This window comes from Streptomyces sp. NPDC030995 (assembly GCF_055571215.1).
Window position 1 is genome coordinate 1 of the sequence record NZ_JBVIFS010000041.1, and the last position, 16,871, is coordinate 16,871.

Here is a 16,871-nt window from a genome sequence, read left to right on the forward strand (position 1 = left end):
GCCCCTCCGGCGTTTGAGGAGCGGGGTTCGGGGCGGAGCCCCGGTCTTTCAGCCTCGCCGGCGTTTGAGGCGCGGGGTCTGGGGCGGAGCCCCAGGAGCGGCACCGCGCCGGCGGTGTCGGCGTGAGCCCGGCAGGGGAGCCGCCGCGGCGTCGGGTGCCCGGGCCGGGGCGCCCCAGGCCCGGGGAGCGGGCCACGGCGCGGCCCGCGACCCGCCGCCCCGCCGCGCAGCGCAAGCCGCACACCATCCGGCTCGGCGCCCCCCGGCCCCGGCTGCGCCTCGTCAGCGTCGGCCTGACCCTCGTCATGCTCGCCTTCGTCGTCCGCCTGCTCCAGGTGCAGGCCGTCGACGCCTCCGCCTTCTCCGCCGAGGCCTCCAAGAACCGCTACACCAGCGTCAAACTGGCCGCCGAGCGCGGGGAGATCACCGACCGCCGGGGCGTGGCCCTCGCCACCAGCGTCGACGCGTACGACATCACCGCCGACCCGAAGATGTTCACCCCGCAGGAGAGCAAGGCCCCGGACGCCCCCGCGCAGGCCGCCGCCCTCCTCGCGCCCATCCTCGGCAAGGACGCCAAGGAGCTCACCGAGCGGCTGAGCACCAAGAACACCCGCTACGTGATCCTCGCCCAGCGCCAGACCCCCCAGGTCTGGAACCAGATCAAGGACCTCAAGCGGGTCTTCGCGGACAAGGCGGCCGCCGACAAGAAGAACAACGGCCCGGGCGCCAACGTCCTCGCCGGCGTGTTCAAGGAGGACAGCAGCAAGCGGGTGTACCCGAACGGCGACCTGGCCGCCGGGATACTGGGCTACGTCAACGCCGACGGCAAGGGCGGCGGCGGCCTGGAGTCCTCCCTGGACAAGAAGCTGTCCGGCAAGGACGGCGAGGTCACCTACGCCCAGTCCGGCGGCCGCAAGGTCCCCACGGCCGGCTCCAGCGAGAAGCCCGCCGTGCCCGGCGAGGACATCGAGCTGACCATCGACCGCGACATCCAGTGGGCGGCGCAGAGCGCCATCACCGACCAGGTCCAGAAGTCCGAGGCCGACCGCGGCTACGTCATCGTCCAGGACACCCGCACCGGCGAGGTGCTGGCCATGGCCAACGCCCCCGGCTTCGACCCCAACGACCTGACCCGGGCCCGCTCCACCGCCATGGGCAACGCCGCACTCCAGGACGTGTACGAGCCCGGCTCCACCGCCAAGGTGATGTCGATGGCCGCCGTACTGGAGGAGAAGAAGGCCACCCCCGACACCCGGGTCGAGGTCCCCAACCGGCTGCACCGCGGCGACCGGCTGTTCAAGGACGACATCGACCACCCGACCTGGTACCTGACCCTCAACGGGGTCCTCGCCAAGTCCTCCAACATCGGCACCATCCTGGCCACCGGCCAGCTCGGACCGACCCAGCCGAAGTCGAACGAGGTCCTGCACTCCTACCTGACCAAATTCGGCATCGGGCAGCCCACCGGCCTGAACTACCCCGGCGAGTCCCGGGGCATCCTCGCCAAGCCCGGGGACTGGTCCACCTCGCAGCAGTACACGATCCCTTTCGGCCAGGGTCTGTCCCTCAACGCCATGCAGGCGGCCTCCGTGTACTCGACCATCGCCAACGGCGGGGTCCGCATCACCCCGACCCTGGTCCGCGGCACCAAGGGCCCCGACGGCCGCTTCACCCCGGCCCCGGCACCCGAGCAGAACCGCGTGGTCAGCCCGGAGACCGCCAAGAGCCTCGCGGAGATGCTCGAATCCGTGGTCGACGACCAGGAGGGCACCGGCACCAAGGCCCGCATCCCCGGCTACCGGGTCGGCGGCAAGACCGGCACCTCCAACCGGGTGGATCCGGCCACCGGCCGCTACAAGGGCTACACCGCCTCCTTCGCCGGCTTCGCGCCCGCGGACAACCCGCGCATCACCGTCTACTGCGCCATCCAGAACCCCACGAAGGGCAGCTACTTCGGCGGCCAGATCTGCGGCCCCATCTACAAGAAGGTCATGGAGTTCGCCCTCAAGACCCTCCAGGTCGCCCCCACCGGAACCGCCCCCGCCGGGCTCCCGGTCACCTACGAACCAGGCCCGCAGCCCGCCCAGCAGCCCGCACCGCAGCCCAGTCCGCAGCCCGGTCAGTGACCCACAGCCCTTGCCGGCCCGCCAGAAAATGCGTGAGGCACCATCAGTGACAACGATCACCCCGAAACCCGGGAACCAGTCGGCCGCCGAAGGCGGGGCCGGGCCCTCACTTCGCGGGCGGCCCGCCGCGCCCGGTACGCTCACCGCCGTGCCCCACGCTGATCAGCCCAGAACCACCCAGAAAGACGCCCCGGCAGCGCCGCCGGGAGCGCCGCGGCCCGTGTCCGTGCGCCCGATCCCGCTGCCCGAGCTCGCGGCCCTGGTGGACCTCGAAGCCGCCGGCGAGCCGTCGGGCCCGCAGATCACCGGCATCACGCACGACTCCCGTGCCGTGCGCCGCGGTGACCTGTACGCGGCCCTGCCGGGAGCCAGGACGCACGGCGCCGACTTCGCCGCCCAGGCGGCCGCGCTCGGCGCCGCCGCCGTGCTGACCGACCGCGCCGGGACGGAGCGCGCCGAGGCGACCGGCCTGCCGGTCCTGACCGTCGCCGACCCGCGCGGCGCGATGGGCGAGCTCGCCGCGGCGATCTACGGCCGCCCCGGCGAGGACCTGCTCCAGATCGGCATCACCGGCACCTCCGGCAAGACCACCACGGCGTACCTCGTCGAGGGCGGCCTGCGCGCGGCGGGCCGCAGCACCGGACTGGTCGGCACCGTCGAGATGCGCATCGGCGACGAGCGGATCAAGTCCGAGCGGACCACCCCCGAGGCCACCGACCTCCAGGCCCTCTTCGCGGTCATGCGCGAACGCGGGGTCGAGGCCGTGGCCATGGAGGTCTCCAGCCATGCCCTGGTGCTCGGCCGGGTCGACGGCTGCGTCTTCGACGTGGCCGTCTTCAACAACCTGAGCCCGGAGCACATGGAGTTCCACTCCGACATGGACGACTACTTCCAGGCGAAGGCGCGGCTCTTCACCGCCCGCCGGGCCCGCCTGGGCGTGATCAACCTCGACGACGAGTACGGCCGCCGCCTGGCCAAGGAGGCGACGATCCCGGTCGTCACCTTCTCCGCCACGGGCGACCGGGCCGCCGACTGGCGCGCCGAGGACGTGGTCTTCGGACCGGCGAGCTCCACCCTGACCCTGCTGGGCCCCGAGGGACAGCGCGTACGGGCCACCGCGCCGCTGCCCGGCCCGTTCAACGTCGCCAACACCGTCGCCGCGGTCGTCACCCTCGCCGCGGCCGGCCTCGACCCGCAGACCGCCGCCGACGGCGTCGCCGCGGTCCCCGGGGTCCCCGGCCGGCTGGAGCGGGTGGACGCGGGGCAGCCGTACCTCGCCGTCGTCGACTACGCGCACAAGACGGACGCCGTGGAATCGGTCCTGCGCGCGCTGCGCGAGGTCACCGAGGGCCGGCTGCACATCGTGCTCGGCTGCGGCGGCGACCGCGACACCACCAAGCGCGCCCCGATGGGCGCCGCGGCCGCCCGGTTCGCCGACACGGCCGTGCTGACCTCCGACAACCCGCGCTCCGAGGACCCGCTCGCGATCCTCGCCGCGATGTTCGAAGGCGCCGTGTCCGTACCGCCCGCCGAGCGGGGCACCGTCCTGGTCGACGCCGACCGGGCCGCGGCCATCGCCGCCGCCGTGGCGCGCGCCCGGCCCGGTGACACCGTGCTGGTGGCGGGCAAGGGCCACGAGCAGGGCCAGGACACCGCCGGTGTCGTACGGCCCTTCGACGACCGCGCGGTGCTCCGCGCCGCGATCGAGCGCCAAGCCGTGCTCGACCAGACGGCCGTGCTCGATCAAACGATTAAGGCCCGACAGGCCGAGGTGAACCAGTGATCGCCCTTTCCCTCGCCGAGATCGCCGACATCACCGGCGGGCGGCCCCACGACATACCGGATCCGTCCGTCCAGGTCACCGGTCCGGTGGTCTACGACTCCCGCGAGGTCCGGCCGGGCAGCCTGTTCGCCGCCTTCGTCGGCGAGCGGGTCGACGGCCACGACTACGCCGAACGCGCGCTGGCCGCCGGCGCCGTGGGCGTCCTCGCGACCCGGCCCGTCGGCGTACCGGCCATCGTCGTCCCCGACGTGGTGGCCGCCCTCGGAGCCCTCGCCCGGGCCGTCGTCGGCCGTCTGGGCACCGACGTCGTCGCCCTCACCGGGTCCGCCGGCAAGACCTCCACCAAGGACCTGATCGCCCAGGTGCTCCAGCACCACGCGCCGACCGTGTGGACCCCCGGGAACCTGAACAACGAGATCGGCCTGCCGATCACGACGCTGCGCGTCACCGAGGAAACCCAGCACCTGGTCCTGGAGATGGGCGCCCGCGGCATCGGCCACATCCGCTACCTCACCGGACTGACGCCCCCGCGGATCGGCCTGGTCCTCAACGTCGGCACCGCCCACATCGGCGAGTTCGGCGGCCGCGAGCAGATCGCGCAGGCCAAGGGAGAGCTCGTCGAGGCCCTGCCGGCCGAGGCGGAGGGCGGTGTGGCCGTCCTCAACGCCGACGACCTGCTGGTTCGCGCCATGGCCGGGCGCACGAAGGCCCGTACGGTGCTCTTCGGCGAGGCCGAGGACGCCGAAATCCGGGCCACGGACGTCCGGATGACGGACAGGGGGCAGCCATCCTTCACACTGCACACACCCACCGGGTGCAGTGACGTGACCTTGCGGCTGTACGGTGAGCACCACGTGTCGAACGCGCTCGCCGCGGCCGCCGTCGCTCATGTACTGGGCATGTCCGCACCGGAGATCGCCACCGCGCTCTCCGAAGCGGGCACCCTGTCCCGGTGGCGGATGGAGGTCACCGAGCGGGCGGACGGTGTGACGATCGTCAACGACGCCTACAACGCGAACCCCGAGTCCATGCGGGCCGCACTGCGCGCGCTCGCCGCGATGGGCGGTGCCGGCAGGGCGAACGGGGGACGCACGTGGGCGGTGCTCGGCCCGATGGCCGAGCTCGGGGACGACGCGCTCGCCGAGCACGACGCGGTCGGGCGACTTGTCGTCCGGCTCAACGTGAGCAAGCTCGTCGCAGTCGGGGGCAGGGAAGCCTCCTGGCTGCAACTGGGCGCATATAACGAGGGTTCGTGGGGTGAGGAGTCGGTGCTCGTGTCCGACGCGCAGGCGGCGGTCGACCTGTTGCGCAGTGAACTGCGCCCGGGTGACGTCGTGCTGGTGAAGGCTTCCAGGTCGGCCGGTCTGGAGCGGGTGGCCCAGGCACTGCTCGACGGTGCTGTCGAGGGCGAGGTCGCCGACCGATGAGGCAGATCCTGTTCGCCGGCGTCATCGGCCTGTTCCTGACGCTCATCGGTACTCCACTGCTGATCAAGCTTCTGGCCCGCAAGGGCTACGGCCAGTTCATCCGCGACGACGGCCCCCGCGGCCACGCCGGGAAGAAGGGCACGCCCACCATGGGCGGCATCTCCTTCATCCTGGCCACGCTCATCGCGTACGCCCTCACCAAGGTCATCACCGGCAGCGAGCCGAGCTTCTCGGGTCTGCTCGTGCTGTTCCTGATGGCGGGCATGGGTGTGGTCGGTTACCTGGACGACTACATCAAGATCGTCAAGCGTCGCTCGCTCGGTCTGAGGGCCAAGGCCAAGATGTCCGGCCAGCTGATCGTCGGCATCGCCTTCGCGGTGCTCGCGCTCCAGTTCGAGGACCAGCGCGGGCTCACCCCGGCCTCCACCAAGCTGTCGTTCGTCACGGACTTCGGCTGGGCGATCGGCCCGGTGCTGTTCGTCGTCTGGGCCCTGTTCATGATCCTGGCGATGTCCAACGGCGTGAACCTGACCGACGGCCTGGACGGCCTCGCCACCGGCGCCGCCGTGATGGTCTTCGGCGCCTACACCTTCATCGGCGTCTGGCAGTTCCAGGAGTCCTGCGTCAACGCGCAGACCCTGCCCAGCCCGAACGCCTGTTTCGAGGTGCGCGACCCGCTCGACCTCGCCGTCGTCGCCTCCGCCCTGATGGGCGCCTGCTTCGGCTTCCTGTGGTGGAACACCTCGCCCGCCAAGATCTTCATGGGTGACACCGGTTCGCTGGCCCTCGGCGGCGCGCTCGCCGGTCTCGCGATCTGCTCCCGCACGGAGTTCCTGATCGCCCTGCTCGGTGGCCTGTTCGTCCTCATCACCATGTCGGTCGTCATCCAGGTCGGCTCCTTCAAGCTGACCGGGAAGCGCGTCTTCCGGATGGCCCCGCTGCAGCACCACTTCGAACTCAAGGGGTGGTCCGAAGTCCTTGTCGTGGTCCGCTTCTGGATCATCCAGGGCATGTGCGTGATCGTGGGTCTCGGTCTCTTCTACGCGGGATGGGCAGCCGACAAGTGAGCGACGACCGGACTGTGCCCACGGAGCCCGGCTCCGCCACCGAGGCGGCCCGGTACGGCCTCCCGGCCCGGATCACGGTCGCCGGGCTCGGCGTGAGCGGCGTCAGCGCCGCCCGCGCCCTGGCCGGGCTCGGAGCCCGGGTGACCGTGGTCGACAACGGCGACGGGGACGCACACCGGGCGAAGGCCGCCGAGCTCGCGGAGCAGGGCATCGAGGTCCGCCTCGGCCACCTGGACGACGGCGCCCGCGCCGGCGACGTCCTGCCCGAGGGCACCGGACTGGTCGTCACCTCCCCGGGCTGGAAGCCCGACAGCCCGCTGTTCGCGGCTGCCGCCGCGGCCGGCGTGGACGTCGTCGGAGACGTGGAGATCGCCTGGCGGCTGCGCGAGCTCGGCGTGCGCCGCCGCGCGGCAGCTGCCGCGGCCACTGCCGGCGGCTCGGGCGGTGCCGAGAGCCTGACGGGCCCGGCTCCGGGTGAGCCCGAGGGCGACAGCGGCGCGGCCCCCGCCGCCTGGCTGGCCATCACCGGCACCAACGGCAAGACCACCACCACCCAGATGCTGGCCTCGATCCTGAAGGCCGCAGGCCTGCGGACCGCTGCCGTCGGCAACATCGGCACTCCCATCATCGACGTGGTGCTCGGCGAGCAGGAGTACGACGTGCTCGCCGTCGAACTCTCCAGCTACCAGCTGCACTGGGCGCCCTCGCTGCGCGTCCACTCGGGCGCCGTCCTCAACCTGGCCCCGGACCACCTCGACTGGCACGGCTCCATGGAGGCGTACGCCGCCGACAAGGGCCGGATCTACGAGGGCAACACGGTGGCCTGCGTCTACAACGTCGCCGACCCGGCCACCGAGAAACTGGTCGAGAACGCGGACGTCGAAGAGGGCTGCCGGGCGATCGGCTTCACCCTCGGCGCCCCCGGCCCCTCCATGCTCGGCGTCGTCGACGGCATCCTCGTCGACCGGGCCTTCGTGGAGAACCGGCAGAAGAACGCCCAGGAGCTCGCCGAGGTCAAGGACGTCAACCCGCCGGCCCCGCACAACATCGCCAACGCGCTCGCCGCCGCGGCCCTGGCCCGCGCCTTCGGCGTGGAACCGCGCGCCGTCCGCGACGGGCTGCGCGACTTCCGCCCCGACGCCCACCGGGTCGCGTACGTGGACGAGGTCGGCTCGGTCACCTACATCGACGACTCCAAGGCCACCAACACGCACGCCGCCGAGGCCTCGCTCGCGGCCTTCGAGCCGGTCGTGTGGATCGCCGGCGGCCTCGCCAAGGGCGCCACCTTCGACGAGCTCGTCCAGAAGTCGGCGAAGCGGCTGCGCGGCGTCGTGCTGATCGGCGCCGACCGGGCGCTGATCGCCGAGGCGCTGGCGCGACACGCCCCCGAGGTCCCGGTCGTCGACCTCGGCCGGACCGACACTGGGGCGATGCTCGCAGCGGTCCGGGAGGCGGCCGCGCTCGCCGAGCCCGGCGATACGGTCCTGCTGGCGCCTGCCTGTGCCTCCATGGACATGTTCGCGAACTACAACAAGCGTGGGGACGCATTCGCCGACGCGGTGCGCGAACTGGCCGCCGAGAGCGCCTAGGTCGAGGGATCCTTCCGGTCGGCTGCTCGCCTCGTACGAGTGGAGGGGAAGATCACAGATGCCGGCCAAGCAGATGCTGCCGGGGCGGCGGCCGTCCGCCGTGAAGGCGCAGGGCCGCAAGCGCCCCCTGGTGCGTGTGGGGCGGCCCGCCGGGCGCGGGCCGCTGGCCGGGCTGCGGCGTACGCAGGGGAAGTTGCGCAAGGCCTGGGACCGTCCGCTCACCGCCTATTACCTGATTTTCGGCAGCTCGCTGCTCATCACCGTGCTCGGCCTGGTGATGGTCTACTCGGCCTCCATGATCAAGGCCCTCCAGCTCGGCCTGGGCGACGCGTACTTCTTCAAGAAGCAGTTCCTGGCCGCCCTCATCGGCACCGCGCTGATGCTGGTCGCCTCCCGGATGCCGGTCAAACTGCACCGGGCGCTGTCCTATCCCGTGCTCGCCGGCACGCTCTTCCTGATGGTCCTGGTGCAGGTTCCCGGGATAGGGGTCGCGATCAACGGCAACCAGAATTGGATCTCCCTTGGCGGTCCGTTCATGCTGCAGCCCAGTGAGTTCGGCAAGCTGGCACTGATCCTGTGGGGCGCCGACCTGCTGGCGCGCAAGGGCGACAAGGGGCTGCTGAGCCAGTGGAAGCACCTGCTGGTGCCGCTGGTCCCGGTGGCCTTCCTGCTGCTCGGGCTGATCATGCTGGGCGGGGACATGGGCACCGCGATGATCCTCGGCGCCATCCTCTTCGGCCTGCTCTGGCTGGCGGGCGCCCCGACCCGGCTGTTCGTCGGTGTGCTGGCCTTCGCGGGTGCGATCGTCGCACTGCTGATCAAGACCAGCCCGCACCGGATGGACCGACTGGAGTGCCTCGGCGCGACAGAACCGGGCAAGAACGACCTTTGCTGGCAGGCCGTTCACGGGATCTACGCCCTCGCCTCGGGCGGATGGTTCGGTTCCGGTCTGGGTGCAAGTGTGGAAAAATGGGGGCAACTACCCGAAGCCCACACCGACTTCATCTTCGCCATCACCGGGGAGGAACTGGGTCTCGCGGGGACGCTGTCGGTGCTCGCCCTGTTCGCGGCTCTAGGCTATGCGGGTATCCGCGTGGCCGGACGCACGGAGGACTCCTTCGTACGGTTTGCCGCGGGAGGCGTGACCACCTGGATCACGGCCCAGGCCGTGATCAACATCGGTGCGGTGCTCGGCCTGCTGCCGATCGCCGGAGTCCCGCTCCCGCTGTTCTCCTACGGAGGGTCAGCCCTGTTGCCGACCATGTTCGCGGTCGGACTGCTCATCGCCTTCGCGCGTGAGGAGCCGGCGGCGCGCGCGGCCCTCGCGATGCGGCAGCCGAAGAACGGCTGGAGGCGGACCGGGGTGAGATGGAAGTCGATGAGACGGCGCGTCAAGAAGCGTCCGTCCGGAGAGCGGTGAATTTCGGTGCATGTCGTACTCGCCGGTGGGGGGACCGCCGGCCACATCGAGCCGGCGCTCGCCCTCGCGGACGCCCTGCGCAGGCAGGACCCTTCAGTGGGCATCACCGCCCTCGGCACCGAGCGCGGACTTGAGACCCGCCTGGTGCCGGAACGCGGTTACGAGCTCGGGCTGATCCCCGCCGTGCCGCTGCCCCGCAAGCCCACCCCGGAGCTGATCACCGTCCCCGGGCGGCTGCGCGGCACCATCAAGGCCGCGGAGGAGATCCTCCTGCGCACCAAGGCCGACTGCGTCGTCGGCTTCGGCGGCTACGTGGCCCTGCCCGGCTACCTCGCGGCCAAGCGGCTCGGGGTGCCGATCATCGTCCACGAGGCCAACGCCCGCCCTGGACTGGCCAACAAGATCGGCTCCCGCTACGCGCACGCCGTCGCGGTCTCCACCCCCGACAGCAAGCTGCGCGGCGCCCGCTACGTGGGCATCCCGCTGCGGCGCTCCATCTCCACCCTGGACCGGGCCGCGGTCCGCCCGGAGGCGCGCGCCGCCTTCGGCCTGGACCCCAACCTGCCCACGCTGCTCGTCTCCGGCGGCTCCCAGGGAGCCCGCCGTCTCAACGAGGTGATCCAGCAGGTCGCGCCGACCCTCCAGCGCTCCGGGATCCAGATCCTGCACGCCGTCGGGCCGAAGAACGAACTGCCGCGTGTCGACAACATGCCCGGGATGCCACCGTATGTGCCGGTACCGTACGTGGACCGGATGGATCTCGCGTACGCCGCCGCCGACATGATGCTGTGCCGGGCGGGCGCGATGACCGTCGCCGAACTGTCCGCCGTCGGGCTCCCCGCCGCCTACGTCCCGTTGCCGATCGGCAACGGCGAACAGCGGCTCAACGCCCAGCCGGTGGTCAAGGCCGGGGGCGGCCTGCTCGTGGACGACGCGGAACTGACCCCCGAGTGGGTGCTCAGCCAGGTCCTCCCGGTGCTGTCCGACCCGCACCGCCTGTACGAGATGTCGCGCGCCGCCGGTGAGTTCGGCCGCCGGGACGCCGACGAGCTGCTGGTCGGCATGGTGTACGAGGCGATCGCGGCCCACCGGTCCCGCTGAGGCGGGGACGCACAGACGCAGGAGGCACAGGAGTGGCCGGAGCGACGTCCGCACGGCGCGGGACACCGTCATCCGATCGGCCCGGCCGGTCGGCCCGCGAGGGTGCCGGCTCTCCCACGCCGCCCAAGCCTGCGAAATCCGCGAAGGGATCCGGTCCGCAGGGCCCCGGCAAGCGTCTGCGCCGGGGCCCCGTACTGGCCTGCCTCGCCGCGGCGGTGCTCCTCGTCGCGGGCGGGACCTGGGCGCTGTACGGCTCGTCCTGGCTCCGCGTCGAGAAGGTCACCGCCACCGGCACGGAGGTGCTCACCCCCGAGCAGATCCTCGCCGCGGCGGCCGTTCCGGTCGGCGCACCCCTGGTGAGCGTGGACACCGACGAGATCGGGGAACGCGTCCGCGGCCGCCTGCCCCGCATCGATTCGGTCGATGTGGTGCGGGCCTGGCCGCACGGGATCGGGCTGAAAGTGACGGAACGCAAACCGGTCCTGCTCATCAAAAAGGACGCCAACTTCGTGGAAGTGGACGCTTCGGGTGTGCGATTCGACACGGTTCCGAAAGCACCCGCGGGCGTTCCGGTCCTCGAATTGAACGCGGGAGGGTCCCCGAGCGCCCGCCGCTTCGACGAGGAACGGCTGCTCCACGAGGCCGTGCTCGTCGCGGGCGCCCTCCCCGAGCCGATCGCCAAGGAGACCGTGCAGGTCAAGGTGGGTTCCTACGATTCGGTCGTGCTGGAGCTCACCCGGGGCCGGTCCGTGACGTGGGGGAGCGGTGAACAGAGCGAGGCGAAGGGGCGAGCGCTGACCGCTTTGCTGAAAGCCGCGCCCAAGGCCGGTCACTTCGACGTGAGCGTTCCCACCGCCCCTGCGGCGTCCGGGAGTTGACGTCCGGTCGAACAGCGACGCACCCTGGTTGGCCAGCGATACGGGTGATCACATAGGGTGAAAAGAAAAACGGGAGGTTCGGCGTGTTCGTTGAACACGCGCTACTTGTCGACTTAGTGTCCTGTTCGGAAGAGTCCAAGGAACAGACACACCCCTAACCCTAAACTTCAGGGTGAGGGTTCGGGTCGGCGCGTTCGGACCGTCCCTATTTCGGCATCAGTCGTCGCAACGCAGGCCCGCGAGGCGGCGACACGTAACTCGAGGCGAGAGGCCTTCGACGTGGCAGCACCGCAGAACTACCTCGCAGTCATCAAGGTCATCGGTGTCGGCGGCGGTGGTGTCAATGCCATCAACCGAATGATCGAGGTCGGTCTCAAGGGCGTCGAGTTCATCGCCATCAACACGGACGCCCAGGCGCTGTTGATGAGCGACGCCGACGTCAAGCTCGACGTCGGCCGCGAACTCACCCGGGGCCTCGGCGCCGGCGCCAACCCGGCCGTCGGCCGCAAGGCGGCAGAGGACCACCGCGAGGAGATCGAGGAGGTCCTCAAGGGGGCCGACATGGTCTTCGTCACCGCCGGTGAAGGCGGCGGCACCGGCACCGGCGGCGCACCCGTCGTCGCCAACATCGCGCGCTCGCTGGGTGCCCTGACGATCGGTGTGGTCACCCGGCCGTTCACCTTCGAGGGCCGGCGCCGCGCGAACCAGGCGGAGGACGGCATCGCCGAGCTCCGCGAAGAGGTCGACACCCTCATCGTCATCCCCAACGACCGACTGCTGTCCATCTCGGACCGCCAGGTCAGCGTGCTCGACGCCTTCAAGTCGGCCGACCAGGTCCTGCTCTCGGGCGTCCAGGGCATCACCGACCTCATCACCACCCCGGGTCTGATCAACCTCGACTTCGCCGACGTCAAGTCCGTGATGTCCGAGGCCGGCTCGGCCCTGATGGGCATCGGCTCGGCCCGCGGCGACGACCGCGCGGTGGCCGCGGCCGAGATGGCGATCTCCTCGCCGCTGCTGGAGGCGTCCATCGACGGCGCCCGCGGCGTGCTGCTCTCCATCTCCGGTGGCTCGGACCTCGGTCTCTTCGAGATCAACGAGGCCGCGCAGCTGGTGAGCGAGGCCGCGCACCCCGAGGCGAACATCATCTTCGGCGCCGTCATCGACGACGCGCTCGGCGACGAGGTGCGGGTCACCGTCATCGCGGCCGGGTTCGACGGCGGCCAGCCCCCGGCCCGCCGGGACAACGTCATCGGCGCCGCGTCCACCAAGCGCGAGGAGCCGGCCCCGGCTCCGGTCCGCGCCGCCGAGCCGGCCCGCCCGGCCTTCGGCGGACTCGGCACGGTCACCCCGCGCGAGGAGCCCCCGGCTCCCGTCGAGGCGGCCCCGGTCGAGGCCGCGGCCCCCGCGCCGCAGGTCCCGACGGCCCGTCCGTACCAGGACAGCCCGGCCGAGGAGCTGGACGTCCCGGACTTCTTGAAGTGACACCGGAGCAGCACCACGTGGGCGGCGCCCACTTCGCCTTCACCGACAGGTGGGGCGGAGTGAGCGCCGTTCCGTACGAAGAGCTCAACCTCGGCGGCGCGGTCGGAGACGACCCGGCCGCCGTTCTCGCGAACCGGGCGCTCGCGGCGAAGTCCCTGGGACTGGACCCGGACCACGTGGTCTGGATGAACCAGGTGCACGGCCGGGACGTGGCGGTGGTCCCCGGACCCTGGGGCGCCGACTCGGCCGTCCCCGCCGTGGACGCGCTGGTGACCACCCGCCGGGGGCTCGCCCTCGCGGTGCTCACCGCCGACTGCACGCCCGTCCTGCTCGCCGACCCCGTCGCCGGGGTCGCGGGGGTCGCCCACGCGGGGCGGCCCGGACTGGTCGCCGGGGTGGTGCCCGCCGTCCTGGAGGCGATGGTCTCCCAGGGCGCCGAGCCCGGGCGGATCATCGCCCGTACCGGACCGGCGGTCTGCGGCCGTTGTTACGAGGTCCCCGCCGAGATGCGGGAGGCGGTGGCCGAAGTGGTGCCGGCCGCCAGGGCCGAGACCAGCTGGGGGACACCGGCCGTCGACGTGGTCGCCGGGGTGCACGCGCAGCTCGCGGAGGCGGGGGTGGGTGATGTCCGCCGTTCCCCTGTCTGCACACTGGAGTCGCGGGACCACTTCTCGTACCGCCGCGACCGGGTGACCGGACGGCTTGCCGGATATGTCTGGTTGGACTGAGGAATGACGGATCGTAAGTCGGAGCTCGCCGAGAACCTGGCGCGGGTGGAGGAACGTATCTCGTCCGCCTGCGCGGTGGCGGGACGCAAGCGGGAAGAGGTGACGCTCATCGTGGTCACCAAGACCTACCCCGCGAGCGACGTACGACTGCTGGCGGACCTGGGCGTCCGTCATGTTGCGGAGAATCGCGACCAGGACGCCGCCCCCAAGGCCGCTGCCTGCGCGGATCTGCCGCTGAACTGGCACTTCGTCGGTCAGTTGCAGACGAACAAAGTCCGTTCCGTGGCGGGATACGCGCATGTGGTGCAGTCGGTCGACCGCCCCAAGCTCGTGACCGCCCTCTCGGCCGCCGCTGTGAGCGCCGGCCGGGAGCTCGGCTGCCTCGTGCAGATCGCCCTCGACGCCGAGTCGGGGGAGCGCGGGGCCCGCGGCGGCGCGGCGCCGGAGCAGCTCGCGGAGTTGGCGGACCTCGTGGCCGGGGCCCCGGGACTGCGCATCGACGGGCTGATGACCGTCGCTCCGTTGTCCGGCCACTACGCGGGACGCGAACAGGCCGCTTTCGAGCGGTTGATGGAATTGTCATCCCGCCTGCGCGCGGACCATCCGGCTGCCACGATGGTGTCGGCCGGGATGAGCGCAGACCTGGAACAGGCCGTTGCGGCCGGTGCGACACATGTACGCGTCGGCACTGCGGTACTCGGCGCGAGACCCCGGCTCGGGTAACGTCGCGAAGAAAGTCGGACCACAGCAGAAAATATGGTCATTCCCGCTGATGGGCGGGCAGGCCACGTGGATCGCGGGCAGTTGGTGACATTCGTGACACGGCGGCACCTGCGACAGGGCGATCCACCACAGAGCGGAGGACTCGGAGAATGGCCGGCGCGATGCGCAAGATGGCGGTCTACCTCGGCCTCGTGGAGGACGACCGGTACGACAACCCGGGGTACGACCCCGACGACGAGTTCGAACCCGAGCCGGAGCCGGAGCGGGATCGCCGGCGTCAGCAGCCCGTGCACCAATCGCCCGTATCGGACGAACCGGTACGAGCCGTACAGCCCCCGCCGCAGCGGGAACCCGTCCCAATTCCGGTGGAAAACGGACGTCCTGCGCGAATTGCCCCCGTGGCATCCATCACACCTGACCGCTCGAACCTGGAGAAGAACGCCCCCGTGATCATGCCCAAGGTCGTCTCCGAGCGGGAGCCGTACCGCATCACGACGCTGCACCCCCGGACCTACAACGAGGCCCGTACCATCGGGGAACACTTCCGTGAGGGCACTCCGGTGATCATGAATCTCACGGAGATGGACGACACGGACGCGAAGCGTCTCGTGGACTTCGCCGCCGGACTCGTGTTCGGTCTGCACGGCAGTATTGAACGCGTGACACAGAAGGTGTTCCTGCTGTCGCCTGCTAACGTCGATGTCACGGCGGAGGACAAGGCCCGCATCGCGGAGGGCGGGTTCTTCAACCAAAGCTAGACCGATCCGTCAGATACGGGACCGGGAACAGAGCGGGAAACGGGGAGAGGGAAGCACGGGATGGGCGTCGCACTGCAGGTGGTCTACATCGTGCTGATGTGCTTCCTCATCGTGCTGATCTTCCGACTGGTCATGGACTACGTGTTCCAGTTCGCACGTTCATGGGCACCCGGCAAGGCGATGGTGGTCGTTCTGGAGGCCACCTACACTCTTACCGACCCACCGCTCAAGCTTCTTCGGCGGTTCATCCCGCCGTTGCGTCTCGGGGGCGTGGCACTCGACCTGTCCTTCTTCGTTCTGATGATCATCGTTTACATCCTCATCAGTCTCGTCAGCGGTGCTGCGAGAAGCGTATGAACGATGAACTTCTCCGCGCGCGCGGGGACGATCCCGATACGGTCTTGCCGACTGCCGACGACTACGTAGAGGTGAAGAAGACATGCCGCTGACTCCCGAGGACGTGCGGAACAAGCAGTTCACGACCGTCCGCCTGCGAGAAGGCTATGACGAGGACGAGGTCGATGCCTTCCTCGACGAGGTCGAGTCCGAGCTGACGCGCCTGCTGCGCGAGAACGAGGACCTGCGCGCCAAGCTGGCAGCCGCCACGCGTGCCGCCGCGCAGAACCAGCAGCAGCAGCAGGGCATGCGCAAGCCGGAACCCCAGGACCAGCGCGGCCCCGGCGCCCCCGTGCCCGCGGCCATATCCGGCCCGCCGCAGCCGCAGATGGGTCCGCCCCAGCTGCCGGGCGGCCAGCCGCAGCTGCCGGCCGGCCCCGGTGGACACGGACCGCAGGGTCCGGGCCCGATGGGCGGCCCCATGCAGCAGCACCCCATGGGTGGACCGCAGGGCATGGGCCAGCAGATGCAGGGCCAGCAGCAGCAGTCGATGGGCGGCCAGAACCCGCTCGGCCAGCAGATGCAGCCCATGGGCCAGCAGATGCAGCCGATGGGGCAGCAGATGCAGCCCATGGGTCAGCAGATGCACCAGCAGCAGCAGCCGCAGCTCCCGCAGCAGGGCCCCGGTGGCGACAGCGCCGCCCGCGTCCTGTCGCTGGCGCAGCAGACCGCCGACCAGGCGATCGCGGAGGCCCGCTCCGAGGCCAACAAGATCGTCGGCGAGGCCCGGTCGCGCGCCGAGGGCCTGGAGCGGGACGCCCGCGCCAAGGCCGATGCGCTGGAGCGGGACGCGCAGGAGAAGCACCGCGTCGCGATGGGCTCCCTGGAGTCCGCCCGCGCCACGCTGGAGCGCAAGGTCGAGGACCTGCGGGGCTTCGAGCGTGAGTACCGTACGCGCCTGAAGTCCTACCTGGAGTCGCAGCTGCGCCAGCTGGAGACCCAGGCCGACGACTCGCTGGCCCCGCCGCGCAACCCGGCCGGTCCCGCGCTGCCGCCGTCGCCGTCTCCCTCGATGGCTCCGGCCGGTGCGATGGGCCACTCCATGGGCGGTCCCTCCATGGGCGGTCCCTCGATGGGTGGCCCGTCCCCCATGGGCGGTCCCTCCCCGATGGGCGGAGGCCCGTCGTACGGCGGCCAGCAGCAGATGTCCCCGGCGATGACCCAGCCGATGGCTCCGGTTCGGCCGGCTGCGCCGCAGCCGATGCAGGCGCCGTCTCCCATGCGGGGCTTCCTGATCGACGAGGACGACAACTAGGCCGCCGCGAGTTCTTGTCGGCAGTCGCTTTTACGGGCCGGGGGGGGGGGGGGGGGGGGGGGGGGGGGGGGGAGGGGGGGTGGGGGGGGGGGGGGGGGGGGGGGGGGGGGGGGGGGGGGGGGGAGGTGGGGCGGA

The 16,871-nt window shown here is 71.2% G+C and carries 14 protein-coding genes; all 14 read left to right on the plus strand.

What is annotated here, in order from left to right:
* Positions 1-122 precede the first annotated feature (122 nt).
* The 14 genes from ACZ45T_RS34845 (at position 123) to ACZ45T_RS34910 (ending at position 16,736) form a co-directional block, all read left to right on the plus strand.
* Positions 123-2,126, plus strand: coding sequence for a peptidoglycan D,D-transpeptidase FtsI family protein (locus tag ACZ45T_RS34845; protein WP_468448144.1), 2,004 nt, complete (start codon positions 123-125; stop codon positions 2,124-2,126).
* A gap of 46 nt (positions 2,127-2,172) precedes the next feature.
* Complete coding sequence (locus tag ACZ45T_RS34850; protein WP_468448145.1) at positions 2,173-3,909, plus strand: UDP-N-acetylmuramoyl-L-alanyl-D-glutamate--2,6-diaminopimelate ligase; 1,737 nt, start codon at positions 2,173-2,175, stop codon at positions 3,907-3,909.
* A complete protein-coding gene (locus ACZ45T_RS34855) occupies positions 3,906-5,336 on the plus strand; it encodes a UDP-N-acetylmuramoyl-tripeptide--D-alanyl-D-alanine ligase (RefSeq protein ID WP_468448146.1) in 1,431 nt (476 codons plus the stop codon). Before ACZ45T_RS34850 ends, ACZ45T_RS34855 begins: the two co-directional genes overlap by 4 nt.
* Complete coding sequence (gene mraY, locus ACZ45T_RS34860; protein ID WP_468448147.1) at positions 5,333-6,403, plus strand: phospho-N-acetylmuramoyl-pentapeptide-transferase; 1,071 nt, start codon at positions 5,333-5,335, stop codon at positions 6,401-6,403. The genes ACZ45T_RS34855 and mraY overlap by 4 nt, the downstream gene beginning before the upstream one ends.
* A gap of 14 nt (positions 6,404-6,417) precedes the next feature.
* Positions 6,418-7,992, plus strand: a complete 1,575-nt coding sequence (gene murD, locus ACZ45T_RS34865; protein ID WP_468448148.1) for a UDP-N-acetylmuramoyl-L-alanine--D-glutamate ligase — start codon at positions 6,418-6,420, stop codon at positions 7,990-7,992.
* 58 nt (positions 7,993-8,050) lie between these two features.
* Positions 8,051-9,412 (plus strand): putative lipid II flippase FtsW, encoded by a 1,362-nt coding sequence (gene ftsW / locus ACZ45T_RS34870; RefSeq protein ID WP_468448149.1) that lies wholly within the window; start codon positions 8,051-8,053, stop codon positions 9,410-9,412.
* A 6-nt stretch (positions 9,413-9,418) separates the two neighbouring features.
* Positions 9,419-10,513: an undecaprenyldiphospho-muramoylpentapeptide beta-N-acetylglucosaminyltransferase gene (gene murG, locus ACZ45T_RS34875; protein ID WP_468448150.1), complete on the plus strand. Its 1,095-nt coding sequence runs from the start codon at positions 9,419-9,421 to the stop codon at positions 10,511-10,513.
* Positions 10,514-10,545: 32 nt separating this feature from the next.
* Positions 10,546-11,391 (plus strand): cell division protein FtsQ/DivIB, encoded by an 846-nt coding sequence (locus ACZ45T_RS34880; protein WP_468448151.1) that lies wholly within the window; start codon positions 10,546-10,548, stop codon positions 11,389-11,391.
* A 279-nt stretch (positions 11,392-11,670) separates the two neighbouring features.
* The gene (ftsZ, locus tag ACZ45T_RS34885; protein WP_099893137.1) at positions 11,671-12,876 is read left to right on the plus strand and encodes a cell division protein FtsZ; all 1,206 of its coding nucleotides are present in this window, start codon (positions 11,671-11,673) and stop codon (positions 12,874-12,876) included.
* Positions 12,873-13,604, plus strand: a complete 732-nt coding sequence (gene pgeF, locus ACZ45T_RS34890) for a peptidoglycan editing factor PgeF (protein ID WP_468448152.1) — start codon at positions 12,873-12,875, stop codon at positions 13,602-13,604. The genes ftsZ and pgeF overlap by 4 nt, the downstream gene beginning before the upstream one ends.
* Positions 13,605-13,607: 3 nt before the next feature.
* A complete protein-coding gene (locus tag ACZ45T_RS34895; protein ID WP_468448153.1) occupies positions 13,608-14,327 on the plus strand; it encodes a YggS family pyridoxal phosphate-dependent enzyme in 720 nt (239 codons plus the stop codon).
* 149 nt (positions 14,328-14,476) lie between these two features.
* Entirely contained in the window at positions 14,477-15,085 is a 609-nt protein-coding gene (locus ACZ45T_RS34900; protein WP_360903846.1) for a cell division protein SepF, read from the plus strand.
* A gap of 60 nt (positions 15,086-15,145) precedes the next feature.
* The gene (locus tag ACZ45T_RS34905) at positions 15,146-15,442 is read left to right on the plus strand and encodes a YggT family protein (protein WP_360903849.1); all 297 of its coding nucleotides are present in this window, start codon (positions 15,146-15,148) and stop codon (positions 15,440-15,442) included.
* An 82-nt stretch (positions 15,443-15,524) separates the two neighbouring features.
* Positions 15,525-16,736 carry a DivIVA domain-containing protein gene (locus ACZ45T_RS34910; protein ID WP_468448154.1) on the plus strand — a complete coding sequence of 404 codons (1,212 nt, stop codon included), beginning with the start codon at positions 15,525-15,527 and terminating at the stop codon, positions 16,734-16,736.
* The last annotated feature ends 135 nt before the right edge of the window (positions 16,737-16,871 follow it).

What these genes read in the sequence shown, in the direction of transcription:
- ACZ45T_RS34900 (WP_360903846.1), top strand. Translation starts at nt 14,477, where the DNA reads ATGGCCGGCGCGATGCGCAAGATGGCGGTCTACCTCGGCCTCGTGGAG.
- ftsW (WP_468448149.1), top strand. Translation starts at nt 8,051, where the DNA reads ATGCCGGCCAAGCAGATGCTGCCGGGGCGGCGGCCGTCCGCCGTGAAG.
- ACZ45T_RS34905 (WP_360903849.1), top strand. Translation starts at nt 15,146, where the DNA reads ATGGGCGTCGCACTGCAGGTGGTCTACATCGTGCTGATGTGCTTCCTC.
- mraY (WP_468448147.1), top strand. Translation starts at nt 5,333, where the DNA reads ATGAGGCAGATCCTGTTCGCCGGCGTCATCGGCCTGTTCCTGACGCTC.
- ACZ45T_RS34910 (WP_468448154.1), top strand. Translation starts at nt 15,525, where the DNA reads ATGCCGCTGACTCCCGAGGACGTGCGGAACAAGCAGTTCACGACCGTC.
- ACZ45T_RS34895 (WP_468448153.1), top strand. Translation starts at nt 13,608, where the DNA reads ATGACGGATCGTAAGTCGGAGCTCGCCGAGAACCTGGCGCGGGTGGAG.